Annotated in this window: 14 protein-coding genes and 1 pseudogene; 7 read left to right on the forward strand and 8 right to left on the reverse strand. The window is 74.3% G+C overall.

Going from position 1 to position 14404, the window contains the following annotated elements; genetic code table 11:
* Positions 1 to 56: 56 nt before the first annotated feature.
* The 3 genes from AB0H37_RS09530 (at position 57) to AB0H37_RS09540 (ending at position 4338) form a co-directional block, all read left to right on the forward strand.
* Positions 57 to 746, forward strand: a complete 690-nt coding sequence (locus tag AB0H37_RS09530; protein WP_179834113.1) for a response regulator transcription factor — start codon at positions 57 to 59, stop codon at positions 744 to 746.
* Positions 747 to 1093: 347 nt separating this feature from the next.
* Entirely contained in the window at positions 1094 to 3817 is a 2724-nt protein-coding gene (locus tag AB0H37_RS09535; RefSeq protein WP_360612112.1) for an HAD-IC family P-type ATPase, read from the forward strand.
* Complete coding sequence (locus tag AB0H37_RS09540) at positions 3814 to 4338, forward strand: CBS domain-containing protein (protein ID WP_329092639.1); 525 nt, start codon at positions 3814 to 3816, stop codon at positions 4336 to 4338. The genes AB0H37_RS09535 and AB0H37_RS09540 overlap by 4 nt, the downstream gene beginning before the upstream one ends.
* Positions 4339 to 4384: 46 nt before the next feature.
* On the opposite strand, the gene AB0H37_RS09545 is transcribed toward AB0H37_RS09540, so the two are convergent.
* On the reverse strand, positions 4385 to 5233 hold the full coding sequence (locus AB0H37_RS09545; RefSeq protein WP_329092641.1) for a universal stress protein: 849 nt from the start codon (positions 5231 to 5233) through the stop codon (positions 4385 to 4387).
* 274 nt (positions 5234 to 5507) lie between these two features.
* Between AB0H37_RS09545 and AB0H37_RS09550 the strand changes: the two genes are divergently transcribed.
* Entirely contained in the window at positions 5508 to 5933 is a 426-nt protein-coding gene (locus AB0H37_RS09550) for a pyridoxamine 5'-phosphate oxidase family protein (RefSeq protein WP_360612113.1), read from the forward strand.
* A gap of 93 nt (positions 5934 to 6026) precedes the next feature.
* On the opposite strand, the gene AB0H37_RS09555 is transcribed toward AB0H37_RS09550, so the two are convergent.
* The 5 genes and pseudogenes from AB0H37_RS09555 to AB0H37_RS09575 all read right to left on the reverse strand — a co-directional run bounded on the left by AB0H37_RS09555 (position 6027) and on the right by AB0H37_RS09575 (position 9941).
* Positions 6027 to 6893 (reverse strand): universal stress protein, encoded by an 867-nt coding sequence (locus AB0H37_RS09555; RefSeq protein ID WP_360612114.1) that lies wholly within the window; start codon positions 6891 to 6893, stop codon positions 6027 to 6029.
* Between the two features lie 41 nt (positions 6894 to 6934).
* A complete protein-coding gene (locus AB0H37_RS09560; protein ID WP_360612115.1) occupies positions 6935 to 7768 on the reverse strand; it encodes a universal stress protein in 834 nt (277 codons plus the stop codon).
* Between the two features lie 89 nt (positions 7769 to 7857).
* Positions 7858 to 7938, reverse strand: a pseudogene (locus AB0H37_RS09565) (alcohol dehydrogenase catalytic domain-containing protein); the annotation flags it as partial.
* A gap of 252 nt (positions 7939 to 8190) precedes the next feature.
* A complete protein-coding gene (locus AB0H37_RS09570) occupies positions 8191 to 8730 on the reverse strand; it encodes an SMI1/KNR4 family protein (protein WP_360612116.1) in 540 nt (179 codons plus the stop codon).
* A 50-nt stretch (positions 8731 to 8780) separates the two neighbouring features.
* Complete coding sequence (locus tag AB0H37_RS09575) at positions 8781 to 9941, reverse strand: FAD-dependent oxidoreductase (RefSeq protein ID WP_329092659.1); 1161 nt, start codon at positions 9939 to 9941, stop codon at positions 8781 to 8783.
* 105 nt (positions 9942 to 10046) lie between these two features.
* Here AB0H37_RS09575 and AB0H37_RS09580 point away from each other — a divergent pair, with 105 nt between their 5' ends.
* Positions 10047 to 10538, forward strand: a complete 492-nt coding sequence (locus tag AB0H37_RS09580) for a flavin reductase family protein (protein WP_360612117.1) — start codon at positions 10047 to 10049, stop codon at positions 10536 to 10538.
* Here the strand turns inward: AB0H37_RS09580 and AB0H37_RS09585 are convergent.
* Together AB0H37_RS09585 and AB0H37_RS09590 are read right to left on the reverse strand one after the other, a co-directional pair.
* Positions 10489 to 10920, reverse strand: a complete 432-nt coding sequence (locus AB0H37_RS09585) for a cupin (protein ID WP_360612118.1) — start codon at positions 10918 to 10920, stop codon at positions 10489 to 10491. The genes AB0H37_RS09580 and AB0H37_RS09585 overlap by 50 nt on opposite strands.
* Before the next feature lie 51 nt (positions 10921 to 10971).
* A complete protein-coding gene (locus tag AB0H37_RS09590; RefSeq protein ID WP_360612119.1) occupies positions 10972 to 12441 on the reverse strand; it encodes an MFS transporter in 1470 nt (489 codons plus the stop codon).
* Between the two features lie 164 nt (positions 12442 to 12605).
* On the opposite strand from AB0H37_RS09590, the gene AB0H37_RS09595 reads away from it, so the two are divergent.
* Positions 12606 to 13748, forward strand: coding sequence for a histidine kinase (locus AB0H37_RS09595; protein WP_360612120.1), 1143 nt, complete (start codon positions 12606 to 12608; stop codon positions 13746 to 13748).
* Positions 13745 to 14404, forward strand: a complete 660-nt coding sequence (locus tag AB0H37_RS09600; protein ID WP_179834101.1) for a response regulator transcription factor — start codon at positions 13745 to 13747, stop codon at positions 14402 to 14404. The genes AB0H37_RS09595 and AB0H37_RS09600 overlap by 4 nt, the downstream gene beginning before the upstream one ends.

Consider the following 14404-nt stretch of genomic DNA (forward strand, 5'->3'; position numbering starts at 1 on the left):
GGTCCTTCGGCGGGGTAGCGTCCATTCCGTCACCGCCGCGCGAGGAAACGAGAGCCATGACCGCCCAGACGCCAGCGAACGCGGGTACGATCCGGGTCTTTCTGATGGACGACCACGAGGTCGTCCGCCGCGGGGTGGCCGCGCTGCTGTCCGCCGAGGACGACATCGAGGTCATCGGCGAGGCCGGCACCGCGGCCGAGGCGCTGGCGCGGATTCCGGCCGTCCGGCCCGACGTGGCCGTCCTGGACGTGCGCCTGCCCGACGGGGACGGCGTGAGCGTCTGCCGCGAGTTGCGTTCCCAGCTGCCGGAACTGGCCTGCCTGATGCTGACCTCCTTCGACGACGACGACGCCCTGTTCGAGGCGGTCATGGCGGGGGCGTCCGGCTACGTCCTCAAGCAGATCCACGGCTCGGACCTCGTCGGCGCCGTCCGCACCGTCGCCACCGGGCAGTCCCTGCTCGACCCCCGCAGCACGGCCCGCATGCTCGAACGGCTCCGCACCCGCCAGGAGAAGAACGACCCGCTCAAGGGCCTGACCGAGCAGGAGCGCCACATCCTGGAGCTCATCGGCGAGGGCCTGACCAACCGGCAGATCGGCGAGCGCCTCTTCCTGGCCGAGAAGACGGTCAAGAACTACATCTCGAACATCTTCGCCAAGCTCGGCATGAGCCGCCGCACCCAGGCCGCCGCGCTGGCCGCGCAGCTCAAGGCCGACGGCGCCCACTCCAGGCGCGGGCGCGACTGAGCCCTGGCCCGGCCGGGTCCCTGGGGGGGGCGGCCGGGCCAGGCTTCTCGCACCATGGGTCACCCGCGTCCACGGGCCAAGTCACCCGAGCGGCAGCCGGTCGAACCCGCCCGCCCCGCGTGCGCCGACCGTGATCGGTTCGGCGGCCCGCGACGCCGCCGAACCGACCAGGACATGTGGTCCGCCCGCGACGGGACCTTCGGCCCTGATCAGTGCCCCCGCATGCGCGCAATCTTGTGGGGCAGGAGGTGCGACATGAACATCGGCTACGACCTCGCGGCCGCCGTTTCCGGCGGACGGGGCCGCGGCGGAGGCAGCGCCCGGACCGAGGGCTCGGCCGGGCCGCGATGACGACGGCTCCCGCGCCCTACCGCAGGCCGGCCGAGGACGTGGTGCGCGACCTCGGCGGTCACGCCTCCGACGGGCTGGCCTCCACCGAGGCGGCGCGACGGCTGGAGCGGGACGGACCCAACACGCTTCCCGCAGCGCGCGGGCGCGGCCCGGTCGTGCGGTTCCTCCTGCAGTTCAACAGTCCGCTGATCTACGTGCTGCTGGTGTCGGCGGCGGTGACCGGACTGCTCGGCGAACACGTGGACGCGCTGGTGATCCTCGGCGTGGTGGTCGTCAACGCCATCGTCGGATTCGTCCAGGAGTCGCGCGCGGAGAAAGCGCTGGGCGCGCTGGCCGCCATGGCCCCTACCGCGGCGCTGGTCGTCCGGGACGGCGCGGCCCGGCGCGTGCCGCCCGCCGAACTGGTGCGCGGCGACCTGGTCAGGCTGGAGGCCGGCGACAAGGTCCCGGCCGACCTGCGGCTGCTGCGCGCCGACGAGTTCGCCGTGGACGAGTCGGCGCTCACCGGCGAGTCGGTGCCCGCCGCCAAGGACACCGCGGCGCAGGACGAGGCCGCCCTCGCCGACCGCACCGGCATGGCCTTCTCCGGCACGCTGGCGACGGCCGGGAGCGCCGCGGGCCTGGTGGTGGCGACCGGAGCGGACACCGAACTCGGCGGCATCCACCGGCTGGTGCAGGGCACCGGCGCGGTCCAGACGCCCCTCACCCGCAAGATCACCCACTTCAGCAAGATCGTGACGGTGGCGATCCTTGCGCTGGCCGCGCTGACCTTCCTCATCGGCGTGCTCCGCGGGCGCGGCGCGACCGAGATGCTCACCGCGGCGGTCGCCCTCGCGGTCGGCGCGATCCCCGAGGGGCTGCCCGCGGTCGTCACGATCACCCTCGCGCTCGGCGTCTCCCGCATGGTCCGGCGCGGCGCCATCGTCCGGCACCTGCCCGCCGTCGAGACGCTCGGCAGCACCACCGTCATCTGCACCGACAAGACCGGCACCCTCACCCAGAACCAGATGACCGTCACCGCCGTCACCGCCGGCGGGCGCGACTACACCGTCACCGGGACCGGCTACGCGCCCACCGGGACGATCCGGTGGGGCGGCCGGGAGGTCGACCCCGCCGCCCACCCCGCGCTCAGGGAGACGCTGCTGGCCGGTCTCGGCTGCAACGACGCGCAACTGCACCGCCGGGACGGCTGGCACATCACCGGGGACCCGACCGAAGGCGCCCTGCTGACCAGCGCGGCCAAGGCCGGGCTCGACGGAGCGCCGGACCGCGTGGCCACGCTGCCGTTCACCGCCGAGCGCCGCTACATGGCCACCCAGCACGAGGACGGCGCCGTCTACGTCAAGGGCCCCGTCGAGCGGCTCCTGGAGCTGTGCGAGGACGCCGCCGGCCCGGACGGCGCGCCCGTCCCGCTCGACCGCGCGGCCGTCACCGCGCGCGCCGAGGCCTACGGCGGTCAGGCACTGCGCGTGCTGGCCTTCGCCCGGGGACGCGCCGGCGGCTCCGGTCTGGACGAGCCGCCCCCGCTGACCTTCCTCGGCCTGCAGGCGATGTTCGACCCGCCCCGCGAGGACGCCGCCCGGGCCGTGCGGACCTGCCACGACGCCGGCGTCCACGTCAAAATGATCACCGGTGACCACGCCGCAACCGCGCGCGCCGTCGGGGCCCGCGTCGGACTGGACGGCGAGGTGATGACGGGCGCCGAGCTCACCGGGGGCGTCTCCGCCGAGCGCGTCCAGGCCACCACCGTCTTCGCCCGCGTCTCCCCCGAGCAGAAGCTCCGCCTCGTCCAGATCCTGCAGGACCGCGGGCACGTCATCGCGATGACCGGGGACGGGGTCAACGACGCGCCCGCGCTCAAGCAGGCCGACATCGGCGTCGCCATGGGGCGCTCCGGCACCGACGCCGCCAAGGAGTCGGCCGACATGGTCCTCACCGGTGACGACTTCGCCTCGATCGAGAAGGCCGTCGAGGAGGGGCGCGGCGTCTTCGACAACCTGGTGAAGTTCATCGTCTGGGCGCTGCCGTCCAACATCGGGCTCGGGCTCGTGCTGGTCGCCGCGATCGTCGCGGGCACGGCGCTGCCCGTGCTGCCGCTGCAGGTCCTCTGGCTGAACATGACCGCGGTGCTCGTGCTCGGCCTGCCGTTCTCCGTGGAGCCGAAGGACGAGCAGATCATGCGCCGCCCGCCCCGGGACCCGTCGCTGCCGCTGCTCACCCGCGCGATGACGCTGCGCATCCTGGTGGTCTCGGCGATCCTGCTCGCCGGCGCGTTCGGCCTGCAGCACTGGGAACGCGCCCACGGCGCCACGCCCCAGGTCGCGCAGACGATCGTCGTCAACGTCTTCGCGCTGACGCTGCTCACCTATCTCTTCAACTGCCTGTCGCTGGACCGGCCGCTGCTGTGGCACGGCGTCCGCCGCAATCCCTGGGTCGGCGCCAGCGTCCTGGCCCTCGTCGCCGTCCAGGCGCTCTACACCTACGCGCCCTTCATGAACGACCTGTTCCATTCCGCCCCGCTCGGCGGCGGCGCCTGGGCGCGGATCGTCGTCATCGCCGCCGTCTCCTACGTGGTGATCGAGATTCTCAAGTACGTCCAGCGGCGGGCCGATCCGGCCCTCCGGCACGGAGGCGGGGGACGTTCGCCCCTGCCGGCGGCCGGCGTCCGGGAGGAGTCTGGAGTCGGAGGCGAGCCGTCCAGCCCGGAGGAGAAGCCATGACGCCGAGCCCAGCGCTGGAGCAGCGCGCCGTCGCCGAGCTGATGAGCCGCGACCTGCTCACCATCGCCGCGGACGAGTCCGTGATCATGGCCTGGGAGCTGATGTGCCGGGCCGAGATCCACCACCTGCCGGTCACCGACGTCGAGGGCGGCTTCCTCGGCGTCCTGGACGCCCAGACCCTCACCTCGGCCTGGGACGCCACCGTTCCCCGCGAGGCCCGCCGCCCCGTCACGTCCCTCCTGCCGTCCCGGCCGCCCGCGACGGTGCGCCCGTCGGCGACCGTCGCCGAAGCGGCCCTGACCATGCTGGAGTCGGACAGGGACTACGTTGCGGTGACGGACGAGCACGGCGCCCTGGCCGGCCTCCTCACCGCACGGGACCTGGTCTGCGCCCTCGCCGGGGTGCAGCGCGAGATCCCGGCGCGGACCGGAGGCATGCCGTCCCTGTACCGGATCGAGCCCGTGCTCCCCCGCGGGACCCCGGCCCCGCACCCGGGCCGGAGCAACATCGGCCCGGACTGAGCCCGCAGGCGATCGCCCACGGCGAGGTTCGCGAGCGGTCGCCCCTTCAGGTGGCGCTCTGGGCGGTGTGCCGGGGCGCCGGGACGATCGCGACCGAGCAGGGGGCGTGGTGCAGCATCGCCGCGCTGACCGCCCCCAGCAGCAGCGGGTCCAGGCCACCGGTGCCGCGATCGCCCACCACGAGCAGATCGGCGCGTTCGGCGGCGTCCAGCAGCGCCTCACGGGGCCGCTCCAGCAGCGGCGAGACGTCCACATGGACCTTCGGGTACCGCCGCTGCCAGGGATGGACGACCCGCTCCAGCATCGCGGCCCGCGCCTGGAACAGCTCGGCCTTGTCGGCGAACAGGGGCAGGTCGCTCTCGGGCACGGCGCCCGGCTCCCACGCCCCGTGCACCACGCGCAGGTCGCACTCGCGCAGCGCGGCCTCCTCGATGGCGAAGCCGACCGTCGCGTCCGCGCACTCCGACGCGTCGACGCCGGCCACGACGGGGCCCCGGCCACCCCCGCCGCGGACGGCGACCACGGGACGGCGGGTCCGCGCCGGGAGCTCCATGGCCGTCGAGCCCACGGGCAGCCGGTGCCGCTCGTGCGAGCCGACCACGATCAGCTCCGCGTCGTCGGATTCGTGCACCAGCGTGTCGCAGGCGGGCTCCCGCCTCAGCAGCGTGCGCACCTTCCCCTGCGCACCGAGGTCGCGTGCGCGGCGGGCCCCCTTGCGCAGGAGGTTCTCCCCCGCCCGCTGGAAGATCGCCTGCACACCGGCGTCCACGTGACCGCTCGGGTACGGCCAGTGCCAGCAGTAGCACAGCAGCAGGTCGAGCCCCCGCAGGCGCGCCTCCTCGACCGCCCAGCGCAGCGCGGGGTCGTTCTCCCCGGTCCCGTCATAGCCGAACAAGACGTTCGACCTCTGAGCCCTCGTCAGCGCCGCCATCCGTCCGACCCCCTTCCTCGAGCAGAGGTCCCGACTTCAGTCTCGGCCGGTCGGAGCCCGCGAGGCAGGGGCCGAAGGTCCCGCCGCGCCGGGTCGTCCGGGGCGGTGCCACGCCATCTGAGCCTGACCTTTCGAACGGCCCTGCTCGGAGGGGACGGACGGCGTCCGGCCGTGTGACTTTGGCCCCCTGCCTCCCACCGCGGGCGGCGCGGAGGATGGAGACATGAAGGAGGAAGCCATGAGGAGCGAGGACGAGGCCGCGGACCTCACACGAGCGGAGTGCCTCCGCCTCATGAGCACCGCCACCGTCGGCCGGATCGTCTTCACCGAACAGGCGCTGCCCGCCGTGGCGCCGGTCGGTTTCGTCGTCGACGGCGAGGACGTGGTCATCTCGGTGCCGCGCGGTTCCAGACTGGTCACCGCGACCCGCGGCGCGATCGTGGCCTTCCAGGCCGACGACCTGGACTCCACCGGCCGCACCGGGTGGTCGGTCACGGTCATCGGACGGGCACGGGTCGCCCGCGATCCCGGGGACCGCGCCCGCGAGGCCCTCCGGCCCTGGAAGGCCGGAACGGGCGCGGAGTTCATCCTGGTCTCCTGCCGAAGGATCACCGGCCAGCGCGTCAGGGCGGTCCCGGCCGGCGACCGCGAGACCGCCGCCTGAACGGCCCTCGCCGCCCGGCATCGGCCGTCCATGGCGAAAGGCCCGGCGGTCGCCGGGCCTTTCGCGATGAACCGTCCGTGTCCGATGTCCCGCTCATGGCGCGGGGGCGCCCGCGGCGGGGACGACGGCGACCGGGCAGTGCGCGTGATGAAGGAGGCCGTGCGTCACCGCGCGCCTGCGCGGCACGGTCAGCCCCTCGCGCGGGTGCGAGCCGGCGACCACCAGGTCGACCTCGCGGGACGTGGCGACGAGCGCGGCGGCGGGGTTGTCCTGGACGATGTCCTCCACGACCTCCACGCCGGGGAAGCGCTTGCGCATCGGCGCGTGCGCCTCGATGACGCGCCACCGGGCCCGCTCCTCGACGCCACGGGCGTCGAGGTCCTCTCCGGGCTCGTCCCGGCGCGCCCCGAACGGCCACGCGTGCACGACGCGGAGCCTGGCCTCCCGTGCCGCGGCGGCCCGGAAGGCGTACTCCAGGGCGGCGGAGTCGTCGCCGAGACCGATGCCCACGGCGACCTCGCGGCGTTCGGCGTCCGGTTCGCCGCGCACCACCACGACCGGGCAGGCGGAGTGGCGGACAGCGCCCAGTCCCACCGAGCCGAGGACCAGCCCCGCGAACCCGCCGAGACCACGGCAGCCCACCACCAGCTCGAACGCCTCCTCGGAGTGCTCGGCCAGTGCCCGGACGGTGCGCGCGGACGCCAGTTCCACGCTCACCGGCACCTCCGGCCGCCGGGCGTGGGCGACGCGCTCGGCGGAGGCCAGCACCTCCCCGCCCTCTCGTGACAGCGAGACCACCTCGCCGGGGGCGGTGTTGAGCGGGACGTCGAACCCCCACCGCTCCACCGCGTGCACGATCTTCAGGGCGCGCCCGTACCGGGCGGCCTCGTCCGCCGCCCAGGCCACGGCCCTTTCGGACGGGACGGAGCCGTCGGCTCCGACGATGATCGGATCGGACATGGTCCACTCCTCCTCGCTTGCCCCGGCGGAGGTCCCGCCGGTCACCGGTCGATGGGCACCACCACCACGGGGCAGTGCGCGTGGTGCAGGACCGCGTGATTGACCCGGCCCAGCGCCATGCCGATCCGGCCCGTCCGGCGAGCGGCTCCGACCACCACGAGGGCGGCCGACCGCGACGCCTCGACGAGGGCCCGGCCCGCCGCCCGGTCCGAGACGAACTGCTCGACCCGGACGTCCGGATGGTGCTCGCGCAGGCCCGCCAGCGCCTCCGACAGCTCCAGGTCCTCCATCACCCGGCGGCGGGGGGACCCGAACTCGCCGCCCACGGCGTGCAGCGCCAGGATCCCGGCGCGGCGCGAGGCGGCCTCCTCGAAGGCCCAACCGGCCATCGCGCTCTCGCCGGGGCGGTCCTCGATCCCGACCACGATCTGTGCCGGGGCCTCGGCGGGGTGGGGCGCCTCCCGCGGCACCACCAGCACCGGGCAGCGGGCGTGCGCGGCGGTGTACAGCCCGACCGACCCGAACAGCAGGCCCTCGAACCCGCCCAGGCCGCGCGACCCCACGGCCACGAGGGCCGCGTCCCCGCTGCTCTCGACCAGCGCGCCGCCCGGGTCCGTCCGGACCAGCCGCGTCGTGACGTCGAGGTCGGTGTGCGCCTTCAGCATGTACTGCCGCGCTTCGCCGAGCAGATCCTCCCGCTCGGCGACCAGCCGGCGCAGCGCGTCCTTCGGGAGTGTGCCGTCCTCCACCAGCGCGCGGGAGGCGTGCACCAGTTCCAGGGGCCTGTGGTGCCGGACGGCGTAGTCCGCGGCCCAGTCGAGGGCCCGCCAGGCGTGGGCGGACCCGTCGATGCCCACGATGATCTGGGTCGGCATGGCCTTCCTTTCCTGGTCGCCGGGGCGGTCGCGAACGGCCGCACCGGGTTCAGCGGGTCAACACGACTTTGAGGGCGCCCGAGGATCCGCCCGTCGGTCACCGCCGGGACGTCTCCCTTGAGGACGTGCAGGTCCGTGCCGCAGATGGTCACCGCGTCCACCCGCACCACGGCGTCGCCGTCCGCGACGATCTCGGGCTTGCACGTCCTCCCAGGACTTCCTGCCGGGCCCGTGGTACACCAGAGCCCGCATCGCGAGCCTCCCTCGTCGGTCCTCAGGTTCGCTACCAGAGTCGAACGGGGGCGACGGCGGCGGCAGGGCCTAACGTCCCGGGGCGCGGCCCCAACGTCCCGGCGCGTCCGGCGCCGCGGGCCCGTGGGCCCGGCCGGACCTTTCCACCTGGCCTCGGCCGGCGCGCGAGCTCAGCGGCACATCGCGGCGATGAGGTCCGAGAAGTGCGGGAACTCCGTCCGCGCGGCGGTCAAGATCTCGGCGGGCGCCCGGCGTCCCGGGGCGTGGCGTTCGGCGATCGCGAGGAAGGCGTCGTTCGGCTCCTCGGGAGGGTCGGGGTCCTCGAACGCCTCCGCGGGCCCGAGGCCGGCGGCGAACAGCCAGAGGAGGTCGCCGAGATCGCGCGCGATCACACCGCGGTCGCCCTCGGAGCCGAGGTAGACCACGGGCTGGCCGACGACCGGCACGCCGGGCCGCACCAGCCAGAAACCGGCGTAGCCGCCGGCCCCGGTCGAGCCGAAGAAGCGGAACTGGCCGCCGTCCGCGTCCGGGTTGCCGGTCCACAGCCGGAACCACCACGCCGTCCTGGCGGGGTCCTCGAAGCGGTCGTACGGTTCGAAGTCGCAGCCGCGCCCTTCGTCGGTCTCGTCGTCCCACTCCCATTCGAAGCCGACCGCGGCCACCTCGGCGAGGGCGGGGGGCAGCGCGAGATCCTCACGCGTATCCGTCACCCCGGCAGACTAGGCGATCTTCGTCGCCCGCGGGTACCGGGAGCCGCGGGTCAGGGCGAAGGCGGCGCCGCGCGGCCGGCACGCGCCCGGAACCGGTCCGGGGCCGGGCGCTCGCCCGACGCCTCCTCGGCGATGATCCGGCCGAGGAGCGGCGCGAACTTGGCGCCGTGCCCGGAGCACGGGGAGGCGACCGTGATCCCGCCGGCGCCGTCGACCACGAAGTCCTCGGTGGGGGTGTTGGTGAACAGGCAGGTCGTCTCCGCGTACGGCTCGGGGACGACGCCGGGCAGGGCCCGCCGGACGTAGGCGACGATCCGTTCACGGTTGGCCGGGTCGATCGCACCGGTCTGCGCGGCCGCGCTCCGGATCGGCCGTCCGCCGTTGAACTCGGCCACCTTCTGGCCGCTCCGGCCGTCCGGGAGGGCCGCGTCGCGGCCACCGGGCAGGCCGTAGACCAGCGTGTCCGAGTCCTTGTGGATGAACGTCGGCCACGGTTCCCCTGGAACGTCACGGTAGGGGAAGTGGTAGGCGTTCTCCTGCATCACCTGGAGTGGCGGGAAGGCCGCCAGCAACGAGTCCGGCAACGCGAGGTCGCCGAGCAGGTCGGGCAGCCAGCCGCCGGCGGCGACGACCACCTTCTCGGCCTGCTCCGCCCGCCCGTCCGAGCTCACCACCCGTTGGCCGGTGCCCACCCGCTCGACCGACACCACCGGACGGCCGGTCTCGACCCGGGCGCCCTCGGCCCGCGCCAGCCGCAGCATGGCCTCCACCGCGGCCTCCGCGTCGACCACGCCGGCGGCCGGGTGCCAAAGCACGTCGCCTCCTCCGTCGCCGAAGCGGAACTGGGGCCAGCGCGCGGCCGCCTCGGCGGCGGTGAGCAGTTCGTGCTCGACGCCGGCCCTCGCGAACACCGCGGCCAGCGCCGCCGGGTCCCGCGCCGCCCCGGCGTCCAGGGAACCCGTGCGGGTGACGAGCCGCTCGCCGGACAGACGCTCCAGCTCCCGCCACTCGCGCCGTGCGTCGACGACCATCTGGACGTAGAACGGGTCGGCGTAGCCGTACCGGAGGATCCGCGCGGATCCGTGGGAGCTGCCCTCGGCGTTGGCCGGCGTGCGGCGCTCCAGCACCGTCACCTCGTGCCCGCGCCGGGCCAGCTGCCAGGCGGTCGCGGCCCCGACGAGGCCGGCCCCGACGACGACGTACGTGCCCATCGTGATGCTTCCTTCCCAGTGCGTCCGGTTGCCGGGAACCCGTTCGCTCCGCTGTCGCATCGAGCCCTGATCGGGTCGCGGTCGCATCACCGTAGGGTTGGTGCGGTGGACAGCGATAGGTTCGTCGCCGGATTCGACTACCCGATGTTCGTGGTGACCACCGTCGATCCCGGGACCGGGACGCGGGCGGGCTGCCTGGTCGGATTCACCACGCAGACCAGCATCGACCCGTTCAGGTTCCTGGTGTGCCTGTCCCGCCGCAACCGGACCTACCGCACGGCGAAGGCGGCGACGGTCCTCGCCGTGCACGTCCTCGGACGCGGTGAGGAGCAGCAGAAGCTGGCGGCCCTCTTCGGAGAAGGGACCGGTGACGAGATCGACAAGTTCGCCCGCTGCTCCTGGCGGCCGGGCCCCGAGGGCGTGCCCCTGCTCACCGGCGCCGACCGCCGCCTGGTCGGCCGCATCGTGGAGCGCGCCGACCTCGGCGACCATGGCGGGTTCCTCCTGGCCCCGATCGACGTGACGATCGGGGCCGAGGCGCCCCCGCTCACCTTCCGGGGCCTGCCCGACCTGGAACCGGGCCACGAGGCCGGTTGACGGGTCGCTTCTCCAGGCGGCTGCCATGGGGCAGGGTGACGGCCAGGATGTTGCTCGGCGTGTCCAGCTCCATGCGGTGCCAGCGTCCGCGCGGGACGATGGCGGCGGTCCCGGCCGTCAGCCTGATCTCTTCCTCCCGCTCCCCTGGTCCGTCCGGACGGAGATAGAGGCGGATCTTCCCGATGAGGCAGGACACGACCTCCTCGGCCTCGGGATGGACCTCCCAGTGGTCGGCGTGGACGTCGGCGTCGGTCTTCGCGTGGAAGGCCGTCAGCCGCCATCCGCCCCGCTCGGGATCGAACGCGCGCGGCTCGGCCTGGATCTCCCCGCCGGGGTGGAGGTGGAGGAAGCAGGAGAACAGATCGATGGGAGTGACGGTCATGCCGGGACGTCCTTTCTGTGGCGGTCGGCTGCACGGCGAGGTCACCACCGGTCAGTCCCGGACGGTCAGCAGGTCGCGGTCGTCGGTCTGCTCGGCCTGCTCCGCCTGCTCGGCCTGCGACGGCGCCGCGGTCCGGCGCAGCACGGTGAGGGCGACGAGAGTGGCGGCGGTCAGGAGCACGGCGCCGATGGTGAGGGCGAGCGCGTAACCGTCGTTGAGGGCCCGGGGCGTCGGGACGCCGCCGGTGCGGTGCTGCGCGGCGGTGCCGAGGGCGGCCAGGCCGAGGGAGGCGCCGATCTGGCGCGAGCTGTTGAGGAGCGCCGAGGCGGTGCCGGTCTCGCGCGCCGCGACGCCGGCGGTGGCGATGGACACGAGCGGCGCCAGGCAGAGCCCGAAGCCCACGCTGGCGACGATCGAGGGCCCCAGCACGTCGGTGGCGAAGGCGCCGTCGGAGCTGATCATGCCGAACCAGGCGAACCCCGTCGCCGTGAGCAGCCCGCCGACGACCAGCAGGGTCCTGGGGGCCAGCCGATAGCCGAGTCTGACGGCCAGGACCGAGCCGGCGAGCACTCCCAGCGCGAACGGCAGGAACATGGTCCCGGTCAGCGCGGCTCCGTGCCCGAGGACGCGTTGCAGGTAGAGGGACATGAAGTAGAAGGACGAGGCCATCGCGGCTCCGACCAGGAGGTTGAAGGCGTTGGCGCCGGCCACCGAGCGGTTGGAGAACAGGCTCAGCCTGATCAGCGGGTCGCGGGCGGTGGTCCGCTCCAGTCGGAGGAACGCGGCCAGCAGCGCGGCGGCGACGGCCAGGGTCGTCAGCGTGACGGGCGAGGTCCACCCGTGCCGGTCCGTGCGCACGATCCCGAACACCAGCAGGCTCATGCCCGCGGTGGCCAGGACGGCGCCGAGGACGTCCGGACGGCCGCTGCGGTCCGGGGGCGGGCCGGCCGCGACCCCGCGCCAGGCCAGCGCCAGCGCGCCGGCGGCCATCGGCACGTTCACCAGCATCACCCAGCGCCAGCCCGCGTACTCGGTGAGCACGCCGCCGATCACGACGCCGAGCGCGCCTCCGGCGGCGTTCGTCGCGCTCCAGATCCCGAAGGCCCGGACCCGCTCCCGACCCGAGGGGAACGTCGCGGTCAGCAGCGCGAGCGCGGCCGGCGCCAGCGCCGCGGCGCCGACGCCCTGGGCGGCGCGGGCGGCGACGAGATGGCCGGGTTCCTGGGCCAGCCCACCGGCGAGGGACGCCAGGCCGAACAGGCCGAGCCCGAGCAGGAGGACGGGTTTGCGGCCGTACCGGTCGGCGGCCTTGCCGCCCAGCAGGAGCAGCCCTCCGAAGGAGAGGGCGTACGCGTGGATCACCCAGGTCAGGCCGACGGCGCTGAACCCGAGGCCGGCCGCGATCCGCGGGAGCCCGACGTTCACCACCGACAGGTCCAGCGACACCATGAACTGCACGACGGCCACCGCGGCGAGCGTGACCCCGGGGCGGACTCCGCCCTTGTCTTCGATCGTGTGCATGCCTGACATCGTGGTGTTCGAGGAGGTCAGCGCACATCGGACGCGGGATGGCCTTTCGCCCTGACGCCCGGGGCGTACGATCGGCGCCACTGCACCGCAGGATGTAGAGGCCTCTCCGCCGCTCTGCGGAGGAATCTCACCGGAAACGGTCCTAATCTGCACGGATGAGCTCCATGAACCGATGGCAGCCGGTCGCCCAGGACGGCATGCTCGCCGTGGCGATGGCCCTCTTCCTGTCGGTCGTCGTGGCCATCACACCGCACGCGGGCGCGCTCGACCTCGCCGCCGCCCTGGCCGGCTCGCTCGCGCTCGTCGCCTGGCGGCGGGCGCCCCTGGTGGCACTGGTCGTCAGCGCGGGCTGCATGCTCGCGCTCGCCGCGCACGTCCGGCCGGGCCCGGCCGCCGCCTTCCCCGTCATCGTGGCCGTGTTCGCCGCGTTCAGGGCGGGCCACCGGCTCGCCACGGCGCTGGTGGGCGCCGCCTTCCTGGGCGCCGGCCTGGTGGTGCGGCTGCCGAGCGCCGACGGGTCCCTGCGCGATCTCCAGAGCCTCTCGCTGCTGGTCGGATGGTTCGTGGCGGCCGGCGTGACGGCGACGGTGACCCGGCACCGGCAGGCCTTCCTCGAAGAGGCCGAGCGGCGGGCCGCCGAGGCCGAGCGCACCCGCGAGGAGGCGGCCCTGCGCCGTGCCGGCGAGGAGCGGCTGCGCATCGCCAGGGAGCTGCACGACTCCCTCACGCACAGCATCTCGATCATCAAGGTCCAGGCGGGGGTGGCCGTCCACCTGGCGCGTCGGCGCGGCGAGGACGTGCCGCCCGCCCTGCTGGCGATCCAGGAGGCCAGCGGCGACGCCATGCGCGAACTGCGCGCCACGCTGGAGGTGCTGCGCGACGCCGACCAGCCCGACGGCGAGTCCCCCGCCAGCGGCCTCGACCGGCTCGACGACCTGGTGGAGCGGGCCCGCTCGACCGGGCTGCCGGCGACGGTGACGATCTCCGGCACGCGGCGCGACCTGCCCGCCGAAGTGGACCGGGCCGCGTACCGGATCGTCCAGGAGGCGCTCACGAACGTCGCCAGGCACGCGGGCGGCGCGGCCGCGGCGGTGCGCGTCGACTACGCGGGCGGGGAACTGGTCGTGCAGGTCGACGACGACGGCAAGGCCGACCCGGACGCGCCGCCCGTCCCCGGCACGGGCCTGCTCGGCATGCGCGAGCGCGTCGCGGCGCTCGGCGGGCGGCTGCGGGCCGAGCCCCGTCCCGAGGGGGGCTTCACCGTGCGCGCCGAGCTTCCCCTGGGAGATCCCTCGTGATCCGCGTGCTGCTCGTGGACGACCAGGCCCTCATCCGCGGCGGCTTCCGCGCCCTGCTGGAGATCGAGGACGACATCGAGGTGGTGGCCGAGGCCGCGAACGGCGAGCGGGGCGTCGCGCTCGCCGCCGAGCACCGGCCCGACGTCGCCCTCGTCGACGTCCAGATGCCGGTGATGGACGGCATCGAGGCGACCCGGTTGATCGCCGCCGACCCCCGGCTGAGCGGCGTCCACGTCGTGATCCTCACCAACTACGGCCTCGACGAGTACGTCTTCAACGCGCTGCGCGCCGGCGCCTGCGGGTTCATGGTCAAGGACACCGAGCCCGAGGACCTGGTGCAGGGCGTCCGGGTCGCGGCCCGCGGCGACGCGCTGCTGTCCCCCGCGATCACCCGCCGCCTGATCGGGGAGTACGTCGCGCGCCGCCCCGAGCCCGCACCCGAGGGGCTCGACATGCTCACCAAGAGGGAGCGCGAGGTCACCGTGCTGGTGGCGAGGGGCCTGTCGAACGACGAGATCGCCGCCCACATGGTGATCAGCCCGGCCACCGCGAAGACGCACGTCAGCAGGGTGCTGGCCAAGCTGCACGTCAGGGACCGCGCCCAGCTCGTCGTGTTCGCCTACGAGTCCGGCCTCGTCAGCCCGCGGCGCGGCTGA

Origin of the sequence: Actinomadura sp. NPDC023710, assembly GCF_040639875.1 — a bacterium.
In the GTDB taxonomy this organism is placed as follows: domain Bacteria; phylum Actinomycetota; class Actinomycetes; order Streptosporangiales; family Streptosporangiaceae; genus Spirillospora; species Spirillospora citrea.

Bases quoted from the DNA above. Each gene is read 5' to 3' on its own strand.
- AB0H37_RS09560 (WP_360612115.1), bottom strand. From the start codon at position 7,768: ATGCCGACCCAGATCATCGTGGGCATCGACGGGTCCGCCCACGCCTGG.
- AB0H37_RS09555 (WP_360612114.1), bottom strand. From the start codon at position 6,893: ATGTCCGATCCGATCATCGTCGGAGCCGACGGCTCCGTCCCGTCCGAA.
- AB0H37_RS09595 (WP_360612120.1), top strand. From the start codon at position 12,606: ATGAGCTCCATGAACCGATGGCAGCCGGTCGCCCAGGACGGCATGCTC.
- AB0H37_RS09575 (WP_329092659.1), bottom strand. From the start codon at position 9,941: ATGGGCACGTACGTCGTCGTCGGGGCCGGCCTCGTCGGGGCCGCGACC.
- AB0H37_RS09550 (WP_360612113.1), top strand. From the start codon at position 5,508: ATGAGGAGCGAGGACGAGGCCGCGGACCTCACACGAGCGGAGTGCCTC.
- AB0H37_RS09590 (WP_360612119.1), bottom strand. From the start codon at position 12,441: ATGCACACGATCGAAGACAAGGGCGGAGTCCGCCCCGGGGTCACGCTC.
- AB0H37_RS09535 (WP_360612112.1), top strand. From the start codon at position 1,094: ATGACGACGGCTCCCGCGCCCTACCGCAGGCCGGCCGAGGACGTGGTG.
- AB0H37_RS09540 (WP_329092639.1), top strand. From the start codon at position 3,814: ATGACGCCGAGCCCAGCGCTGGAGCAGCGCGCCGTCGCCGAGCTGATG.
- AB0H37_RS09585 (WP_360612118.1), bottom strand. From the start codon at position 10,920: ATGACCGTCACTCCCATCGATCTGTTCTCCTGCTTCCTCCACCTCCAC.
- AB0H37_RS09530 (WP_179834113.1), top strand. From the start codon at position 57: ATGACCGCCCAGACGCCAGCGAACGCGGGTACGATCCGGGTCTTTCTG.